At 49.5% G+C, this 18,701-nt stretch carries 22 protein-coding genes; 4 read left to right on the top strand and 18 right to left on the bottom strand.

Annotated features, from left to right (window positions below):
* The first annotated feature begins 28 nt into the window (after positions 1 to 28).
* Positions 29 to 793 carry a substrate-binding periplasmic protein gene (locus ACXAGX_RS17510; RefSeq protein ID WP_474839875.1) on the top strand — a complete coding sequence of 255 codons (765 nt, stop codon included), beginning with the start codon at positions 29 to 31 and terminating at the stop codon, positions 791 to 793.
* Between the two features lie 9 nt (positions 794 to 802).
* Here ACXAGX_RS17510 and yiaA read toward each other — a convergent pair whose 3' ends face one another.
* The 3 genes from yiaA to ACXAGX_RS17495 are packed head-to-tail and all read right to left on the bottom strand — an operon-like array spanning position 803 to position 2,396.
* Positions 803 to 1,255: an inner membrane protein YiaA gene (yiaA, locus tag ACXAGX_RS17505; RefSeq protein ID WP_474839873.1), complete on the bottom strand. Its 453-nt coding sequence runs from the start codon at positions 1,253 to 1,255 to the stop codon at positions 803 to 805.
* Between the two features lie 5 nt (positions 1,256 to 1,260).
* Positions 1,261 to 2,058, bottom strand: a complete 798-nt coding sequence (locus ACXAGX_RS17500) for a DUF2145 domain-containing protein (protein WP_474839871.1) — start codon at positions 2,056 to 2,058, stop codon at positions 1,261 to 1,263.
* Positions 2,058 to 2,396, bottom strand: coding sequence for a hypothetical protein (locus tag ACXAGX_RS17495; protein ID WP_474839869.1), 339 nt, complete (start codon positions 2,394 to 2,396; stop codon positions 2,058 to 2,060). Before ACXAGX_RS17495 ends, ACXAGX_RS17500 begins: the two co-directional genes overlap by 1 nt.
* Positions 2,397 to 2,507: 111 nt before the next feature.
* Here ACXAGX_RS17495 and ACXAGX_RS17490 point away from each other — a divergent pair, with 111 nt between their 5' ends.
* Together ACXAGX_RS17490 and mgtE are read left to right on the top strand one after the other, a co-directional pair.
* Positions 2,508 to 3,266 carry a helix-turn-helix domain-containing protein gene (locus ACXAGX_RS17490; protein ID WP_474840028.1) on the top strand — a complete coding sequence of 253 codons (759 nt, stop codon included), beginning with the start codon at positions 2,508 to 2,510 and terminating at the stop codon, positions 3,264 to 3,266.
* 156 nt (positions 3,267 to 3,422) lie between these two features.
* Positions 3,423 to 4,781, top strand: coding sequence for a magnesium transporter (gene mgtE, locus ACXAGX_RS17485; protein WP_474823278.1), 1,359 nt, complete (start codon positions 3,423 to 3,425; stop codon positions 4,779 to 4,781).
* Here the strand turns inward: mgtE and ACXAGX_RS17480 are convergent.
* The 10 genes from ACXAGX_RS17480 to rplM all read right to left on the bottom strand — a co-directional run bounded on the left by ACXAGX_RS17480 (position 4,778) and on the right by rplM (position 12,343).
* Positions 4,778 to 5,548, bottom strand: a complete 771-nt coding sequence (locus ACXAGX_RS17480; protein ID WP_474839867.1) for a winged helix-turn-helix domain-containing protein — start codon at positions 5,546 to 5,548, stop codon at positions 4,778 to 4,780. The genes mgtE and ACXAGX_RS17480 overlap by 4 nt on opposite strands.
* Before the next feature lie 71 nt (positions 5,549 to 5,619).
* Positions 5,620 to 6,324, bottom strand: coding sequence for a spondin domain-containing protein (locus tag ACXAGX_RS17475; protein WP_474839865.1), 705 nt, complete (start codon positions 6,322 to 6,324; stop codon positions 5,620 to 5,622).
* A 12-nt stretch (positions 6,325 to 6,336) separates the two neighbouring features.
* Entirely contained in the window at positions 6,337 to 7,047 is a 711-nt protein-coding gene (locus tag ACXAGX_RS17470; RefSeq protein ID WP_474823266.1) for a spondin domain-containing protein, read from the bottom strand.
* 138 nt (positions 7,048 to 7,185) lie between these two features.
* The gene (locus ACXAGX_RS17465; RefSeq protein WP_170826560.1) at positions 7,186 to 7,644 is read right to left on the bottom strand and encodes a ClpXP protease specificity-enhancing factor; all 459 of its coding nucleotides are present in this window, start codon (positions 7,642 to 7,644) and stop codon (positions 7,186 to 7,188) included.
* Positions 7,641 to 8,273: a stringent starvation protein SspA gene (gene sspA, locus ACXAGX_RS17460; protein WP_474823259.1), complete on the bottom strand. Its 633-nt coding sequence runs from the start codon at positions 8,271 to 8,273 to the stop codon at positions 7,641 to 7,643. Before sspA ends, ACXAGX_RS17465 begins: the two co-directional genes overlap by 4 nt.
* 113 nt (positions 8,274 to 8,386) lie before the next feature.
* Entirely contained in the window at positions 8,387 to 9,121 is a 735-nt protein-coding gene (locus ACXAGX_RS17455) for a cytochrome c1 (RefSeq protein ID WP_474839863.1), read from the bottom strand.
* Positions 9,118 to 10,383, bottom strand: coding sequence for a cytochrome b (locus ACXAGX_RS17450; protein WP_070123893.1), 1,266 nt, complete (start codon positions 10,381 to 10,383; stop codon positions 9,118 to 9,120). Before ACXAGX_RS17450 ends, ACXAGX_RS17455 begins: the two co-directional genes overlap by 4 nt.
* A gap of 2 nt (positions 10,384 to 10,385) precedes the next feature.
* On the bottom strand, positions 10,386 to 11,015 hold the full coding sequence (gene petA / locus ACXAGX_RS17445) for a ubiquinol-cytochrome c reductase iron-sulfur subunit (RefSeq protein WP_474823250.1): 630 nt from the start codon (positions 11,013 to 11,015) through the stop codon (positions 10,386 to 10,388).
* Positions 11,016 to 11,509: 494 nt separating this feature from the next.
* Entirely contained in the window at positions 11,510 to 11,902 is a 393-nt protein-coding gene (gene rpsI, locus ACXAGX_RS17440) for a 30S ribosomal protein S9 (RefSeq protein ID WP_070123891.1), read from the bottom strand.
* 12 nt (positions 11,903 to 11,914) lie between these two features.
* The gene (gene rplM, locus ACXAGX_RS17435) at positions 11,915 to 12,343 is read right to left on the bottom strand and encodes a 50S ribosomal protein L13 (protein WP_070123948.1); all 429 of its coding nucleotides are present in this window, start codon (positions 12,341 to 12,343) and stop codon (positions 11,915 to 11,917) included.
* Positions 12,344 to 12,630: 287 nt separating this feature from the next.
* On the opposite strand from rplM, the gene ACXAGX_RS17430 reads away from it, so the two are divergent.
* Positions 12,631 to 13,548 (top strand): type 2 periplasmic-binding domain-containing protein, encoded by a 918-nt coding sequence (locus tag ACXAGX_RS17430; RefSeq protein WP_474823242.1) that lies wholly within the window; start codon positions 12,631 to 12,633, stop codon positions 13,546 to 13,548.
* On the opposite strand, the gene ACXAGX_RS17425 is transcribed toward ACXAGX_RS17430, so the two are convergent.
* The 5 genes from ACXAGX_RS17425 to pdxJ are packed head-to-tail and all read right to left on the bottom strand — an operon-like array spanning position 13,511 to position 18,643.
* Entirely contained in the window at positions 13,511 to 13,963 is a 453-nt protein-coding gene (locus ACXAGX_RS17425; RefSeq protein WP_474839861.1) for a MazG nucleotide pyrophosphohydrolase domain-containing protein, read from the bottom strand. The two genes, ACXAGX_RS17430 and ACXAGX_RS17425, sit on opposite strands and share 38 nt — an antisense overlap.
* Positions 13,941 to 16,127 carry a GTP diphosphokinase gene (gene relA, locus ACXAGX_RS17420; protein ID WP_474839859.1) on the bottom strand — a complete coding sequence of 729 codons (2,187 nt, stop codon included), beginning with the start codon at positions 16,125 to 16,127 and terminating at the stop codon, positions 13,941 to 13,943. The genes ACXAGX_RS17425 and relA overlap by 23 nt, the downstream gene beginning before the upstream one ends.
* Before the next feature lie 24 nt (positions 16,128 to 16,151).
* On the bottom strand, positions 16,152 to 17,525 hold the full coding sequence (gene rlmD / locus ACXAGX_RS17415; protein ID WP_474839857.1) for a 23S rRNA (uracil(1939)-C(5))-methyltransferase RlmD: 1,374 nt from the start codon (positions 17,523 to 17,525) through the stop codon (positions 16,152 to 16,154).
* A complete protein-coding gene (acpS, locus tag ACXAGX_RS17410; protein WP_474839855.1) occupies positions 17,495 to 17,896 on the bottom strand; it encodes a holo-ACP synthase in 402 nt (133 codons plus the stop codon). Before acpS ends, rlmD begins: the two co-directional genes overlap by 31 nt.
* Before the next feature lie 3 nt (positions 17,897 to 17,899).
* A complete protein-coding gene (gene pdxJ, locus ACXAGX_RS17405) occupies positions 17,900 to 18,643 on the bottom strand; it encodes a pyridoxine 5'-phosphate synthase (RefSeq protein ID WP_474839853.1) in 744 nt (247 codons plus the stop codon).
* Positions 18,644 to 18,701: the final 58 nt, after the last annotated feature.

Here is an 18,701-nt window from a genome sequence, read left to right as displayed (position 1 = left end):
CGCACACTCACAACAAATGGAATTGAACGTGTCTGTTAGAAGTGTTACCCAGCTGCTGTTCAGCATGCTGGCCATATTAGTTTGTACTCCCCAAATCAATGCCGCTGAAGACTATGCCCCTACTCTGGGGATTAGTGCGGCACATTGGCCGCCTTATATTTACCACCAGAATGATGTGCTTACCGGCGAAGATTACGAACTGTTAAAACAGATACTCGCCCACATGCACTACGACTTACAAAGCTATCCGCTCCCTGAAAGACGGGTTGGTGAACAAATTGCCCGGGGTGGCATTGATATCGTAGTCGGCGCCGCGCGTAACGAAGACAGACAACGTAATAACCTGTTCTCGATACCGTATCGCGCTGAGTTTATCGGCTTCGCGTATATTCCCGAGCGCGCAGGCGAGTTTGCGGGAAAAACACTGTTTCAACTGTTAAGCGAAGGGCGCACGCTGGCACTCAATACCAGCGGCTGGTATGGCAGTGAGTTTGAAGAGAAAATCGCTTCACGCTTTCCCAATCAGCTTATCCATTTGGAAAATGTAAAGCGAAGACTGGCTTTTCTTAAGCGTGAACGTGTGGATTTGATTCTGGATGACACGGCAGTATTACAGTTTACCGCCGACTCAAATGATATTGCATTAACGCTAGGTAACGAGATTATCCAAAAGCAAAACGTGCATTTCATGTTCAGTAAATACAGCGTGTCACCCGAGTTTGTCAGCCAGTTCAATGAGATGCTGCAGAGTTACCTTAAAGAACGGCCCGGTCTTGCTGCCGTAACACCTTGAACTCGGTGTTTAAAGTGATTCGGGTACGGAAGGTTCAGTTGTAAGGAGAGCTTTGGATTCTGTCAGTTGGTCATCTGCTTGCTGATTATCACGAACATTCTTTTGTACAGTGATTGCGGCAAACAAACTTAGCACAAATGCCATGCCGTAGAACCCTTTCTCACTTAGCAGTAAGTTAGCATTTACCAACCCTATAACTAAAAAAGCTATTGCGCTGGCCAGTCCTGCCCAGCAAATTATCAGATAAATCCGGGTAGTCTGGATCCCTTCCATTTTATCCCTTACTGTTTTCTGTACCGACACTGCCGAAAACAGTCCGAACAGGAATACGGCGAAGTAGTACCCTTTTTCATTCAGTAGCATGTCTGCATTGAGCAGGCCAATGATATAAGCGGCAACACCGGTGATCAAAGCAACCACAGAGGCCAAGTAAAATGCTTTTGAAGGTTTTTGTACTGACATAGTCATTACTCCTGAATAGTGTTGTTGGCGTAAAGAATCGTCTGATCCTGCACCAGCTGGTTTTGCTGAAGATAACGATTAATTGTGGTGAAGGTTGCCGTTTCCACATCGCCATCGTGATCGCTCAGCGACACGCCGCTGCTGAAAATGCTGCCAAGACGAAGTTTGGCTTTACTGACTTTCACTGGCTGCGCCTCATACCAGGCGCGAGTGTTCACTTTAAGACGAGCCATATCCGTGGTGCCGTAAATCGCCGCATTGACGATGTCCAGCGTGTACTCGGTACAGTTCTGTCGACCTTCAGTAAACGGGTTCGCCACTACCGAGTAGCGTGGTTCGTGCAGTTTTTTGTCATCGCCGCTGGCGAACACTTCAAGCAGCTTTTCCTGCATGGCTAGTGTAGGAATCACGATACCCGCTTTCAGCTCACTGGCTCCCCAGAAGAAATCCACTGGATAATCGGTTTTCAGCATACTGGTACCGGGTTTATCCGCCAGTTGATACAGATTGTGGATAGCATAGCCCTTCTCCACGCTTCCATCGTCCATGGTAATGTCGGAATAGACGGCGATGGCGGTGTGCGTAAACGCGATCCCCTGCGGCAGTGAGTCAGGATTCCGCCCCACCCGTGCAATAATGGCGACGTAAGCGCCGTGATCAGCCAGGTATTGCTCGGTTTGTTTCGCGAAATGAACTATGTCTTCTGCCGCAAACTTTCGTGGCGATTCTTCCTGGCTGCCGGCAAACACCGGCTGCGTGAAAGCGAAAGCCGCTAAAGCGGCGAGAGTAATAAGGCGCTTCATTAGTCTTCCACCTTATTAATGACAGTCTGGTTCACAACAACAGCGGGGGCAGGGTCAGCGGTAATCACTTTGTGAGTAATTTCCAGTTTAACGGGTTTAGCTTCCATTGAGCGGTGTGCGCTTTGTGCTGATTCGTGAACTGAAACTACCGCACCGACACTCAACACCACGGGTGCCACAGCAACTGCACTGGCAACAGAAGCGACAGTACCAGCACTACCGGCACTCGCCAGCACACTGTGTTTACTGGCTTGCCCACTATGATCTACAGAATCATCTGCCATCACGTTAGTGCTAAAGGCGATAAAGATTACTGCAGCAATCAATCCATGTTTCATGTTGTCTCTCCGGTTAGTTGATGAATCTACACTAGCCGTAAGATGTAGATTAATAAACCACAACAATTGATGTAGACTATTTTGACACCACAAGTATCGAATTCTAATACCATGCAGCAAATTAAGCAGATAGTGAGCACCCTTAAACGGTGCTTGAAAGAACGCGGAATGACCTATCGAACCTTGGCCGACAAACTGACTTTGAGTGAAGCCAGCGTTAAACGGTGTTTTGCCCAAGAGTCATTTACTCTGGAGCGACTGGCGCAAATATGTAATGCCATGGACATGACCCTCACCGAGCTTTTTCAAGTTGCCGAGCGCCAACAACCCAGACTGTCACAGCTTTCAGCCGAACAGGAAATGGAGTTGCTAGCCAATCCCAAATTACTGCTAGCTGCCGTGCTGGTGCGTGATGGCTGGCTGTACGAAGACATTATTGCTCATTACGATATTGAAGCGCTGGAATGTATACGACTGCTGGCCAAGCTAGACAAACTCAGACTCATTGAGTTACTGCCCGGCAATCGATATCGCCTGCGTATTGGGCAGGACTTCCGATGGATCCCAGGAGGACCACTAGAACAGTTTATGGAGAAAGAGGTCATGGTGAAATTCATGGCCCCGAAGCGTGGTGAGCCCTGGCTGTTTCGACTTTATCTGCGTGGTCGCTATTCGCAAGAATCCATCCGGATATTAGAAAAGCGATTACAGCAACTATCCCGCGAGGCTGCTGAGTTAAACGATGCCGATTCCACACTGCCTATCGCTGAGCGACAGCATGTGGGACTGCTGCTGGCAATGCGCCCATGGGAGCCCTCACTATTTGAAAACATGCGCAGAGACGAGACCGTCCAATCACAACAACAATAGTGATTTCGCTACACAGCCTCACGCTGTTTAAATAACATCCAACCGGCCGTTTATTCTGTATTTATATGGTTTTATCATACTCTGATACGATGACAGCATAAGCGGGCTGCGGTATGCTAAGCGCCAATCTCCCTGTTTGTTTCTCAAAGGATTTCCGTGGCAGAAGCACTCGAAAGCAAATCACCACAAAGCCAGTTAAGGGCGCTTAATGCAGCGTTGACCGACGGCCGTTTCGTGTCGGTGCGCAAGATGCTTCACGAGCTGCCAGCCAGTGATGTAGCGTTAATCCTTGAATCCAGCCCAACTAAAACCCGTGATGAACTGTGGGAGCTCATCGACGGTGATTTCCACGGCGACATTTTAGAAGAACTGTCTGAAGACGTTCGTAACGGCATTATCAGCAAGATGGTGCCGGAAAAAGTGGTTGATGCGCTTGAAGAGATGGACACCGATGACCTGGCAGAAACCCTAAGCTCCCTGCCAGAAGAGGTACTGCAAGGTATTCTTGAATCCATGGACGCGCAAGACAGAGTGCGGGCTGAACAGGCCATGTCCTACGGAGAAGAAACCGCCGGTTTCATCATGAATACCGACACCATTACCTTGCGTCCTGATGTGACCGTGGATGTGGTGTTGCGCTACTTGCGCTTGAAAGGCGACTTGCCTGAAAACACCGATACCTTTTATGTGGTGAACCGTACCGATAACCTGGTTGGTTTGGTGCCGGTTGCCCGATTACTTACTGCCGACCCTGACGATACCGTGTCCGAAGTGATGGACGACGACCCTGAAGCCATTCCGGTGAACATGCCCGACGATGAAGTCGCTAGCCTATTTGAGCGCTACAACTGGCTGTCTGCTCCGGTAATCGACGATAAACAGCGTCTAGTAGGGCGAATCACCATTGATGACGTGGTCGATATTATTCGGGAAGACGCGGAACACTCCATGATGAGTATGGCCGGTCTTGATGACGAAGAAGATACCTTCGCTCCCGTCTGGCAAAGTACCCAACGTCGTTCTGTGTGGCTGGCGGTAAACCTGGTTACCGCGTTGATGGCCGCGGCGGTGAGCGATTTGTTCGAAGATACCCTCAGTGAAATGGCTGTGCTGGCAATTTTGAACACCATTGTACCCAGCATGGGTGGTGTCGCCGGTAACCAAACCCTAACGCTGGTTATTCGCGGTATGGCACTGGGTCATGTTAATGGCAGCAACGCCCGCTGGCTGGTAAGTAAAGAGCTGGCCATCGGCTTTCTGAATGGCGTGATATGGTCGGTGTTAATTGCGTCGGTAATCGGCTTATGGAAACAAGATCTTATGCTGGGTGTGGTTATCGCCTTCGCCATGATGGTGAACCTGATAGCAGCAGCCCTTTCTGGCGCTACCTTGCCCATGATCATGAAACGCCTGAAGATCGACCCAGCCCTCGCCGGCAGCGTAATTTTAACCACCATCACCGATGTAGTGGGTATCTTCGCTTTCCTTGGCACCGCAACCCTGCTGCTTACTTAAGCGCTAGCAGCCACCGCAAATCGGCTGCGCTGTTGCGCCGCTTCGGTTACCGGCGATGTTAGCCGGTAACCCACGCCCCTCACCGTTTCAACCATGGCCGCCACCTGTTTATCACAAGACAACTTCGCTCTAAGCCGATTAATATGAGAAACCACGGTATGTTCATAGCACTCCAATTGATGCCCCCACACGGCATTAAGTAACTGATTGCGGGTAAATACCTGATTTGGATGTGTCATGAAGTGGTTTAACAAAGCGAACTCCGTGGCTGTGAGTGCCAACGGCTCACCGCCTATAAAAGTAGCGTGACTTTTTATATTCAGCTGTAACAGGCCACATTGCAGTACGTCATTGTTCTGGTGGGAAGAAGGGCATTCGACAACGGAAGAAACAGATTTAGAGGAATGAGATACCGGCGTGGTTCGACGTAATTGTACTTTCACCCGGGCCTGAAAAGCCCTGTCGTGACACGGTAGCGTAATAACATCATCGGCACCTAGCTCCAGAGCCAATATATGGTCGGTTTCACTGGTTGCAGTAGTGACAGCAATCAAAGACATTTTCGGGTTTTGGCTTCGTAACTGCTGGCAAACATCGAAGCAGCATTGCCCCGGTATTTCTAAATCGATAATCGCGATTTGGTGATGTAAACACGCCGCCGACAAAGTTTCCACCGAGTCGAAGCTCTGACATTGCTGTCCAATCTGCTGTATATTGCGCCGAATATGTCGCAATTGCGCCTGATCATGCTGATATAACAGAATCATCTTCCCTCCGGCCTGTTACCTAATTGCTTAATTTTTTTTAAGTAATTAGACAGACCGGAAGGAAATGCAGTTTATTCCACCCGACTAATGATTATTTTCATAACCGGGTTCGCAAATCGATGAGAACCGTCCAGCACAGAGTCAGGCAGGCCATCATCTGCGGTAACCACGCCACTGTGCATCGTTACCGCGTCGAGTGCTTCCCGCCCTTCGCTGACGCCTTCGCCACCATCAGCAGGGCCTGGAATTGTGCCTGCCATTTCGGTGTTCTCCTCGGTGCCAGCATCATAAACTGCAGGTAAATATGTCTTCGTTTCTCCTACCGCCCAGTTGGTAAGGTCGACACCGGTGATCCCAGAAAACGCATCGTTAGTGTTTACCAGCATGCTCGCGACGCTAATGCTTGTCTCGCTTCCGGCTTCAAGAGAAAGTGTGAGCATCTCGCTTTCACCTGCACCTAGGGGCGCATCACCACTTGTTGCCCCCAGCGTGGAATCAGCATCTATAAGCAAAGTGTTGTCACCGCCCTCTGCCAGTGCTTCAAGCCCGTCAGAAGCGGCCTCGCCGGTGTGCCATAACATGCCGCCATCGCTGGCAATTACCGCGATGGGAGACAAGGGCTGATTGGCCGAAAGGTTGAACACGCTCACCTCAAAAGTACGCATCTCCGGTTCTTCTGGCACCTCAGTGACACTGTCATCGTTATCATCAGAACATGCAGCCAGCATGATCAATAATGCCGTAGCGGCACTCATTCTCAATAATCGAATAGTCATGCTTTCCCCCTCCTATTCAGAAACCACAACGGTCACTTTTGCGACAGGGTTTAACCAACGATGCACCGTGTTCTGAATGTCGCTGGTGCCACCGTCTATTTCTGCATCACCGATATTGCCAGGATGAATGTGTACCGTGTCATTGGTAATGCTCGCGGTGACACCGGTTCCGTTCATGCCAATCATGCTTTCAAGAGGCGGTGGAACCGGCATACCCGCTTCACCAGGTACCCCACTCCCACGAACCTCATCATTAGCTTCTGTTCCAGCGTCGTAAGCATTCAGGTAAACGCTGTAAGTACCCGGTGTTTCCGGAATGGTCCAGCTATCCAATCCCACGAAACCGTCATTTGTGGGCAGCAACATCGCCACCAGGCTTAGCTGGGTATTCATTTGTTCTGTCGATAACATGGTGGTTGTGGACATGGCTGGCATTAGCAGTCCACCTGCCGGATTGGTAGCCACATCAGCCGCTACCGAGGTTGCTACCATTTCTAAACCAGAAATATCGCCCCCCTCCGCCATGGCCTGAAGTTCGGTACTTGCCATTTCTCCGGTAACGAATAAATGACTCTCCATATCGTGTGCGGCAATTAAAATGGGCGTAAAGGCAATGCCACGGGTCAGGTTTTCAACGGTTATCTCTAGTTCTGCAGCTTGTGCAAAAGAGGCGGTGAACAATCCAGTAACGAGCAGGGTGTTTTGTAGTGAGGGGGCTTTCATTGCAATACTCTCCGTTTTCTTCAATGGTGAGATTGCATGATGGGGAAGAATTATCGCCGTATTCTCACAGAACCATCACAATATGGCGGCGTTCTGATCACGACACAGAAATAAAAAATCCGGCAGAAGCCGGATTTTTCATTTAATTACTTTTAGATTGGGTTTGCCTTTCTTAGGCGGTACCGGTGCATTTTCTGAATCACCGTCAGACACATCGGCAGACGGTGCTGTCAGCGTGTCGGTTTCGTCTTTACCGCTGGTTTCTGGCAATTGCATGTCTTCCTCTACCGCAAAAACGGTACCTGCACCGTTTTCTCTGGCATAAACAGCCAGTACGGCATAGCAAGGCAGATAAATCTGGCGAGGCTGACCGCCGAAGCGAGCCTGAAACGACAATGCATCGAGATCCATCGTGAAATTCACGCAGGCGGAAGGTGATACGTTCAGTACGATCTGTCCGTCTTTGACGAATTCCTGAGGTACCTCTACGCCCTGTAGTGTTGCATCAACAACAATGTAGGGCGTAAGGTCGTTATCAACAATCCATTCGTAAAAAGCACGTAACAGGTACGGCTGATTGGATGTCATTTTACTCATAATGGATTGTGAATTTCACGTTCCTGATCGGTCAGCGATGCTTTAAATGAACTGCGTGAGAAAATGCGGTTCATGTAAGCATTTACGTCTTTGCTACCGTTGCCAGTCAAAGTGATACCCAGCGCTGGTAAACGCCATAACAGCGGCGCCAGGTAGCAATCTACCAGGCTGAACTCTTCGCTCATGAAGAAGGGCATTTCAGCAAAGATAGGACCCAAAGACAGCAATGCTTCACGCAATTCGTTGCGCGCAGCTTCTACGTCGCCTTCGTTACGGAAGATACGACCTGCCAGTGAATACCAGTCTTGCTCGATACGGTGCATCATCAGACGGCTTTGACCACGGGATACTGGATAAACCGGCATTAACGGCGGATGCGGGAAACGCTCGTCTAGGTATTCCATGATGATGTGAGATTTGTATAGAACTAACTCTCTATCGACGAGGGTTGGTACCGTACCGTAGGGGTTCAGATCGATCAAATCTTCAGGCAGGTTAGTCGGATCAGTGTAGCTAATTTCAACACCTACACCTTTTTCCGCCAACACAATACGCACCTGGTGGCTGTATATGTCGATGGTATCTGAGAACAACGTCATAATTGAACGCTTATTCGCGGCTACGGCCATTCATTTTCCTCCGTCGAGAGATATTACCGTTTATGGTCAAAAACCAACCAAAAACAATTACTAAAAAAGGGGGCGGAATGCCCCCTTGCGTATTATACACAAATTAACTCAAATTAGTGCACTTCCTTCCAGTATTCTTTCTTCAGTAGATAAACAAAGATGAATAACACCACAATGAAGGCCAATACCCATTTTCCGATGCTTTCAGACTGCAAACGGAAGGGTTCGCCGCTGTAGGCGAGGAAGTTAACTAAATCGGCAATTGCTCGGTCGTACTCTTCTGGCGTTAATGCCCCATCGCCATCGGTTTTAATCCCCGCATACTGCTCTTTTTGCTCGCCATCGATCATGACTTCTTCATGCGCCAGGCGTGGTGTGCCTTGCAACGGTTGCAGCACATGGGGCATGCCTACGTCTTTAAATACCAGATTGTTTACACCGAAAGGACGGGACTCATCCACGTAGAAGCTACGCAAATAGGTGTAAATCCAATCGGAGCCGCGAACACGGTTTACCAGGGTTAAATCTGGTGGCGCAGCACCAAACCAAGTGGCCGCCGACTCTTCTGGCATAGAGCGGGTAATATAGTCGGTTACCTTCTCGCCGGTGAACTGTAGGTTTTCCTGGCCGATTTCGTCAGGAATGCCTAAATCCGTGAACGTTCGCTGATAGCGCTGATACTGCATCGAGTGACAGCCCAAACAGTAGTTCATGAAAATTTTGGCACCGCGCTGCATTGAAGCTTTATCGGTAAGATCGACTGGCGCTTTATCAAGATGTACATTTCCACCGGCAGCCATCGCCATTCCCGGTACGAGGAATGCCAGTAACAACATTATTTTTCTCATTTCGGGATCCTCGCAGGTACAGGTTTAGTGTTTTCGTTTTTACTGTATAAGAACAGTGCGACGAAGAAACCAAAGTACAGCACAGTCGCAACCTGAGAGGCGATGATCTTCCAGTTTTCCTGTGGTGTGCCGCCCAGGTAACCCAGGAATACAAACACAACAGCAAATACCAGCAGATTGACTTTGTGCAAACCGCAACGATAACGCCATGATTTCACCCGACCACGGTCTACCCATGGCAGTGCGAACAGTACGGCGATAGCACCGAACATGGCCAATACACCCATCAGTTTGTTAGGCACCGCTTTCAAGATGGCGTAGAAAGGCGTGAAGTACCAAACCGGGAAGATGTGTTCCGGGGTTTTCAGCGGATTCGCAATCTCAAAGTTTGGATGCTCCAGGAACTTACCGCCCATTTCCGGCGCGAAGAACATGATGTAACAGAACACAAACAGGAATACCGAGAAGGCCACAAGGTCTTTCAGCACGATGTGCGGGAAGAATGGCACTACGTCGTCAGCAATGTCGTACTTGCTGGTGTAGTATTCGTGAATTTGATATTTGGTTTTTTCACTTTCTGGCAGTGAGCCTTTTTTATGCTTAATGGCCACGCCGTCTGGGTTGTTAGAACCCACTTCGTGCAGCGCAATAATATGAAGGAATACCAGAATAACAATGACAAGCGGCAGTGCGATAACGTGCAAAGCAAAGAAGCGATTAAGGGTTGCACCTGAGATAACGTAGTCACCTTGAATCCAAATTACCAAATCAGGGCCGATAACCGGAATGGCACCGAACAAGGATACAATAACCTGTGCACCCCAGTATGACATCTGGCCCCAAGGCAGCACGTAGCCCATAAAGGCTTCAGCCATAAGCGCCAGGTAAATAAACATACCGAACACCCACAGTAATTCACGGGGTTTCTGGTAAGAACCATAAATCATGCCGCGGAACATGTGTGCATACACCACAATAAAGAACGCCGATGCGCCGGTACTGTGCATGTAGCGAATAATCCAACCGAAGTCGACTTCACGCATGATGTATTCAACAGAGAAGAACGCGCCTTCCGAGGTTGGGTTGAAGTTCATGGTTAGCCAAATGCCGGTAACAATCTGATTCACCAACACAATGGTGGCGAGGAAACCGAACACATACCAGAAGTTCATGTTTCGCGGAGCCGGATACTGAATGGCGTGCATATTCGCCACCCGCATCATCGGGATTCTTTGCTCTATCCAATTCAGAAATGCATTCATGATTATACTGCCTCCGCTTCGGAACCAATGATAACGGTGGTGTCGTTAACATACTGGTAAGGTGGCACTACCAGGTTCAGTGGTGCAGGCACCCCCTGAAACACGCGGCCGGCCATATCGAACTTGGAACCGTGACACGGGCAAAAGAAACCGTTAGGTACGCCTTCAACCGCTTCTTCGAATGCACCGTCTTTTTGATATTGCGGAGAACAACCCAGGTGAGTACAGATCCCCACCAAAATCAGATATTCGTCTTTCATAGAACGATAGCGGTTCTGGGCAAAAGCAGGTTGTTGTTCTGCTTCTGAATTGGGATCGCGAAGTTGATCTTCGTGTGTCGCCAGCTCTTCCAATACTTCAGGTGTTCGACGCACAATCCAGACCGGTTTGCTACGCCACATCACCCGGATTAGCTGACCCGGTTCGATAGCACTGATATCAACTTCAACATCAGCACCAGCCGCCTTGGCTTTCGCACTCGGATTCCAGGAAGTAACAAAAGGCACTGCCGCACCCGCAACGCCCACTGCGCCAACAACCGACGTAGCGACCGTTAAAAAACGGCGACGTGTATTGTCTTGCTGAGGTGCGTTGAGTGCAGAGTCTTTTGCATCTACTGATACGTTACTCATCCACAATTCTCCAGATTCGGATTCTCTCAGGCTTGTCGCATTATTTTTACAATATCATTACGAACAATACCTGACGGCCTGTCTTGATTTCATCTGCTGACGCGGGTTAGCGTCGAGTTTCACGATGCATTATTATAATTTCGACCGAAGATGATAAGTGAAAAGCCCTTATTCTTACAAGGTTTTATCTTTGATTAAAAAACGATAACCTGCGCTCAATCAAAGTCCTGAGAAAAAAACGGTCTTTTGCTTAATTTTTGCCGACGGTCAGTTTTTAACACAATGTTAAGCTAACATGCCGCTGTACAAAATACACGCAGAGCTCCCTTTTAATTTCAACACCCATTGTGTGGCTATTCTCATCTTGCGATTCGAGTTTCAGTATAGACTACTGCCGGGATAAGATTGTTTTTTGAAGGGAATTTAATACGGGGATGTTGAGAATAAAAAAAACCCGGTACATGACCGGGTTTTTTGCAACAGTAATAAACGAATTAACGCTTGGAGAACTGTGGCTTTTTACGTGCTTTATGCAGACCAACTTTCTTACGTTCAACGCGACGAGCGTCACGAGTAACGAAGCCAGCTTTACGCAGTGCAGGACGCAGTGCTTCATCATACTCCATCAGAGCACGAGTCAGACCGTGACGGATTGCACCAGCTTGACCGTTAGAACCACCACCTTTAACAGTGATGTATACGTCAAACTTTTCAGTCATTTCTACCAGCTCAAGTGGTTGACGAACAACCATACACTCAGTCTCACGACCGAAGTATGTGTCAAGAGCACGTTTGTTAACTACGATGCTGCCTGTACCTGGACGCAGGAACACACGAGCAGTAGAACTTTTGCGGCGGCCTGTGCCGTAATATTGAGTATCTGCCATGTCAAATGCTCCTTAGATGTCCAAAACTTGTGGTTGCTGAGCGGCATGCTTGTGCTCTGCACCAGCATAAACTTTCATTTTACGGAACATTTCACGGCCCAGAGGACCTTTTGGCAACATTCCTTTAACTGCTTTCTCGATAACCATTTCTGGCTTGTGAGCGATCAGTTTTTCAAAGTTTGTCTCTTTCAGACCACCTGGGTAACCAGTGTGCGCGTAGTACATTTTGCCCTTCGCTTTATTACCGGTTACAGTCACTTTCTCTGCATTGATAACAACGATGTAATCGCCAGTATCAACGTGAGGAGTGTACTCAGCTTTATGTTTACCACGCAGACGGCGTGCAATTTCAGTCGCAAGACGACCAAGAGTTTTGTCAGTGGCATCTACCACGTACCAGTCACGTTGTACCGTTTCTGGCTTAGCAACAAAAGTTTTCATTTCTAAAATCACCCGAAAAATTCTTCGTTACAGATTACCGGAACCCCCGGAAATCTAATTAAAATCAATGACCGGACCCCTTCGAGCCCATTGATTCTTCCACCTTCCCAAAGGTGGGTGTAACTGGGCAGGGCGCGAATTATACAGGTTTTGGGCAAAAAGCGAACCCCTGCAGGCAAATTAATAGGTTTTTTTCAGAAATATTGGATTTATCTAATTTGTGTTCTACATTTAGTTGAGGATGTTGCGCAAACGTTATTATGCAAAGAATACGAAGAATAAATGCGATGAAACGTAAAATGAGCCTTTCAGTCAGAATGTATCTCACCATGTTGCTGCTGTTTACAGGGCAATCCGCGTTGGCCGAAGAGTACCTTTATACCCAGGCCTTTTCAGACCCGGAATACGGGCGCTACCACATTGAAGTATTGCATGCGGCCATTCGGGTGACGGAAAACGATTATGGTGCCGTTACACTCACCCCCTTCCCTGTTCCCTTACCGCAAAACCGGGAAATACAAACCCTAAAGGCCGGTGAAAGCGACATTATGTGGTGCGTCGCCACCGATGAACTTGAATCGCAATTGCTGCCAGTGCGTTTTCCTTTACTGCAAGGCCTTGGCGGACACCGGGTATTTGTTATTCATGATAACCGCCAAAAAGATTTCCCTGCTCAGCTTAGCCTGGCAAGACTTAAAACCATGTCGTCGGTACAAGGGACATTTTGGCCTGATACCCAAATTCTAAAGCACAACGAATTTGCTGTGCAGGGCATATCCTGGAGTTCGTGGTTTTCGTCGATGTATCGCTTATTGGAAGAAGACATTGTTGACTACTTCCCCCGAAACGTTGTCGAAGTATTCCGCGACCTCTCCTACCACGAGAACCCAAAGCTAACCATTGAGCAGAATCATTTGCTGGTTTACCCCAGCTATGAGTACTTTTTTGTGAATCCGAACAAGCCAGAATTGCAGGAGCGATTACAGGAAGGTCTTAAGCGTTTGCTTTTAAGCGGCGAGTTAGTCGAAATATTTAATCGCTACCCTCATCACAAACAAGGTTGGGCAATGGCGCGGGATAAAAAGCGGCGCGTGCACCGGTTAGCGTCTAACGTACTTTCTTACCAGTTAAAGCATGCGAACTGGATTTCGCACCCCGAGGCGTTGATCAGCGAGATTGAGGGTTTGTCTGTAGCGAAACTTTAGCTTGCCCCCAGAATGCTTCGAGTTCTTCCAGGGAGTAATCGCCAATGCTGCCTTTATCGGCCTCGGCCAAAGCTGCGACCAATTCAAAACGTTGGCGAAATTTATTACTGGCGGCTGCCACGGCGTCATCGGGCGAAATGCCCGCATGGCGGGCTAAATTAACCAAAGCAAAAAAGGCATCGCCGATTTCATCATGCAAACGAGCTGGATTCACCGGCTCGCAATCCAGTTCTTGCTGGATTTCGTCAATTTCCTCTCTGACTTTATCCAGCACCGGTGGCATTTCGGGCCAGTCGAAGCCAACGCTGGCGCAAGCTTGTTGCAGCGAACAAGCATACTCAAGCGGAGATGTCGGCTCGCTGTCCAGCGCGGAAAAGAACGACGCCGAAGGACTAACGGGCTTTTCGTTTGACATCTACCACACCTTTTAGCTGCTGCAAACGGGCTATTACCTTGGCCAATACCTGATTGTCGGAGACTTCCACAGATATCGTAATCAGCGCTGTCTGACGGGACTTGTCACTTAAGCTGTTTACGCCTAACAACGCCACACTCTCGTTGGCCAATACCGTGGTGATATCACGCAGCAAACCGGTTCTGTCGCTACAGAAGATATCAATATCGGTTTCAAAGCCCACATTAAGATCGGACGACCAGCTCACTTCAATTTGTCGCTCAGGATGTTGCTCAAGCAAATGCTGCAACTGATCACAGTTTTCTTTGTGAACGCTCACGCCCCGACCAATAGTGATATACCCCATAATACGTTCGCCAGGTACCGGCTTACAGCAATTCGCCAACTGGCTCATGAGGTGACCAACACCTTCAATCACAATGGTATCTTGCTTACCCTTGGCACCGGCGTTACGACGGGTTTTCACCTTCGGACTGATTTCTTCCTCCTGCACAGGTGCAGGCGGTTCAAGCAGACTCTGAATGTGATTCACTACCGTCATCACACGAATGTCGCCCACACCGATAGCGGCAAAGAGATCATCAATATGATTCAGGTTGTACTTCTCACAGGCCTCAACAGGCACTTTCACCGGCAGATGCGCACGGGCAAGTTCGCGCTCCAGCATCTCTTTACCGGCCTGGAGGTTCTTCTCTTTATCCTGCTTTTTGAAAAACGAATGAATGGTGGCTCGGGCACGGGAAGAATGCACATAACCCAGGCCTGGGTGCATCCAGTCGCGACTTGGATTCGGCTCTTTGCCAGTATGGATCTCGACCTGGTCGCCGCTTTGCAATTGATACGTAAATGGCACGATGCGGCCATTTACTTTGGCACCAATACAACGGTGCCCTACGTTACTGTGAATGTAGTACGCGAAGTCCAGCGGCGTAGCACCTTGAGGTAAGTCCACCACATCGCCTTTTGGCGTGAATACATAAACGCGATCGTCGAAGACTTGGCTGCGCAGTTCTTCCACCAAATCACCGCTTTCCGCCACTTCTTCCTGCCACGCCAGAATGCGGCGTAACCAGTTGATACGCTCGTCGTACCCCGACGCTTTACCGGTGGAGCCTTCTTTGTACTTCCAGTGTGCCGCCACACCTAACTCTGCATCCTGGTGCATTTGTTGGGTGCGAATTTGAATTTCTACCGGCTTGCCGGCGGGCCCCACAATGACCGTATGAATAGACTGATAACCATTGGGTTTCGGCGTGGCGATGTAATCGTCGAATTCTTTCGGTATGTGCTTGTAGTTAGCATGCACCGTACCCAGCGCTGCGTAGCAGTCTTGAAGTCGCTCGGCGATAATGCGCACGGCGCGGATATCGAAAAGCTGCTCGAAGGTAAGATGCTTTTTCTGCATCTTCTTCCAGATGCTGTAGATATGCTTAGGACGGCCGTAAACCTCGGCTTTAATGTGCTCCCGGTCGACCAGATCCTGTAAATCGGTAACGATATTTTCGATGTAGCTGGCGCGCTCTTTACGCTTGCCGTCTAGCTGACTTGCAATATCTTTATAGGTTTTTGGATGCAAATAGCGAAAAGCGAGATCTTCCAGTTCCCATTTCAACTGACCAATACCTAAACGGTTCGCCAGCGGTGCATAAATGGTGGCGCATTCTTTGGCTACCAGCACCCGGGTTTCTTCGTCGGCTTTTTTCACTTGTTGCAGGGCGCAAATCCGCTCTGCCATTTTGATGACCACAGCACGAACATCTTCCACCATGGCCAGCAACATACGACGAATGCTGTCGATATGCTGTTCGTCGGGCATCGAAAGAGAAGATTCGCTGCGACGGCGACTGTGCAGCGTTTTAATGGCGTCCATACGGCGAACACCGTTGATGAGGTCACTGATCTCTTCGCCGAATTCGCTTAACACGTCGGCGTCGGAGAGGTGATGCATTTCGCAATAAGGATACACCAGCGCAGCCTGCAAGGTTGCGTCGTCCATATTCAGTTGATGGAGAATTTCCACCATTTCCTGACCCACCAGCAGGCGATCAGGCATGTGCGAAACTGCTTTCAGCTTTTCTTTGGTTGTGTCACTTAGCGACAGGCTGTCCAGCCAGGCTTCAAAGGACGGTCTGTCCGGCTCGTGTACTTTCCGTGTTGATACCATAACACATCAACTCGCTTTCACTTCTTATTGGTTATCCGTTAGTAACATCATGACTTCCAGATGCCGCGTATACGGGAACATTTCTATGAGCCCCACTTGCTCGATGGCGTATCCGGCAGACAGAAGGCACTGCACATCTCTTGTCAGCGTACTCGGATTGCAAGAAACATACAAAATTGATTTGATGCCAGATTGGCTTAACGCTTCGCAAACAGCATAAGCCCCCTCACGTGAAGGATCGATAAGCACTTTGTCGAATCCGGCTGCCAACGCAGTTTGTACGGCTTTTTCGTCAGACAGATCCAGATGTAGCCAATCTATATTGTTCACGCCCTGCTTTGACGCATTTTCTCTCGCCCGTTGCACCATTTCGGCCACGCCTTCCACGGCCTGCACCTGGGCGCCGCGCGTTGCTAGCGAAAGAGAAAAATTGCCCAGTCCGCTGAACCAGTCGGCAATGCGTTCTCCTACCTGCGGGTTCAACCACTGCATGGCCTGCGCCACCATTTTACGATTCACTTCACCGTTAACTTGAATGAAATCGTCATCAGACGGTGTCAGCACCAGTCCATCTTCAGTGTGACAGACTAAGGGTGCCACTTCATATAAACGTTGGTGTTGATCAGGGCCATCAATACTGACATTAATCTGGTTTTGCTTAGCAAACTCGGTCAGCGCATGTTTGAAGGCGGAATTAGCCGGTTTAACCATACGCACCGACACCGCGTTCACATTATCGCCACCAGTGAGGGTGACGTGACCAATGTGGCGACGACCAGGTAGTCCTGCGAATACACTTTTTAGCGGGGTTATCAGCGCAGACAAATCGTTTCTGAGCACCGGGCAATGGTCTACATTAACGATGTTTTTGCCCTGTTCCTGACGAAACCCCATGATAAATTTATCATCGTTGCGGGCGTCTACGGCCAGACGCGCTTTGCGTCGATAGCCACGGCGTTCGCCGGTAATCGCAGGCTGCCAGGGAATATCGGCCACGTTAAGCTGCTTCTGCCAATAACTGTCCATGGCTTGCTGCCGCAAATTAAGGGCCGCATCAGCATCGACATGTTGAAGCTGGCAGCCGCCACAGGTGTTGATGAGTGGACAAAACGGCTCACGACGTTCAGCGCTGGCTTGCAGCACCTTGCGCACGCGACCACGACTAAAGCGCTTCTGGCTCTGGGTTACTGCCACTTCTACGGTTTCGCCGGGAAGCGCGCCATCAACAAAGAGTACCGGACTTCCCTGTTTAGACGCGCTCTGCCCACAAAAGCCCTGTCCATTCATGTCCATAGACTCAATGGTTACGGTTTTTGCGCTGGGCTGCTTCTTCGGTTTTTTAGCCGGTTTATAAATACTGACCATGCTTAACCCTCTTTGCCCGCGGGTCGCAGGCATTCAAGGATCACCGTTGCGGTGGCGTAATGTTGTTCGTCAGAAATGGAAATGTGGCTGTGAGTCACGCCAAGTGCCTCGCAGCGCTGTGCGAAGGCATCTGAAAAAGAAAGTTTAGGAGCGCCAAGTTCATCGTTAGACACTTCAATATGATGCCAGCCGATACCACGGCCGATCCCCGTTCCTAACGCTTTAACAGCCGCTTCTTTCGCTGCAAACCGCTTGGCAAGATAACGCACCGGCTCACAGCTGCTTTCGAACAGCGTCATTTCCGTTGGCGTAAGCACGCGAGGTGCTAACCGCGACGATCGGGATAACGCTTCCTCAATACGGGCTATCTCAACGATATCGGTGCCCATTCCCACAATGGCCATGACTTACTTAGCACTCCCAGCGCGGGCTTCAATCATGAGTGCACGCATATCGGCAACGGCTTTGGCCAGACCATCAAACGCTGCGCGGGCAATAATGGCGTGCCCAATGTTCAGCTCAATCAGTTCAGGAATTGCCGCAATGGGCTTCACATTGTGATAGTGCAAGCCGTGACCCGCATTGACTTTCAAGCCCTTCTTCGCGGCGTAGGCTATGCCTTTTCGTAGCCTGTCGAGTTCCACTTCCTGTTCCCGTTCGTTTTTGGCTTCGGCATATTGGCCGGTGTGAATTTCGATGTACGGCGCACCACATTCTACCGCGGCATCAATTTGCTTTTCGTCGGCATCGATGAACAGTGACACCTCAATACCGGCATTGCCGAGTACATCGCAGGCATGTTTCACCGCATCAAAATTGCCAGCCACATCTAAGCCGCCTTCCGTGGTGAGTTCTTCACGCTTTTCAGGAACCAAACAGCAAAACGCGGGTTGCGTGTTAAGCGCAATGTCCAGCATCTCATCGGTCACGGCCATTTCAAGATTCAGGCGGGTATTAATAGTGCGGGCAAGAATTTCCACATCTCTGTCTTTAATGTGACGACGGTCTTCACGCAAGTGCACGGTAATACCATCGGCACCGGCACGCTCGGCGATGTCGGCTGCATGCACCGGGTCGGGGTAACTGGTGCCACGGGCGTTACGAAGCGTAGCGATATGATCGATATTAACGCCTAACAGGATGTCTTTCATGAATTATTGTGCCTCTGAACTGAAATAGCGTGATAGCCAGGAAGTGCGAAGATTGTAG

This window comes from Alteromonas sp. ABV4_515, from assembly GCF_056160345.1.
Note: the sequence above shows the minus strand (reverse complement) of the source record. Positions and strands in the feature narration are given on the sequence as shown.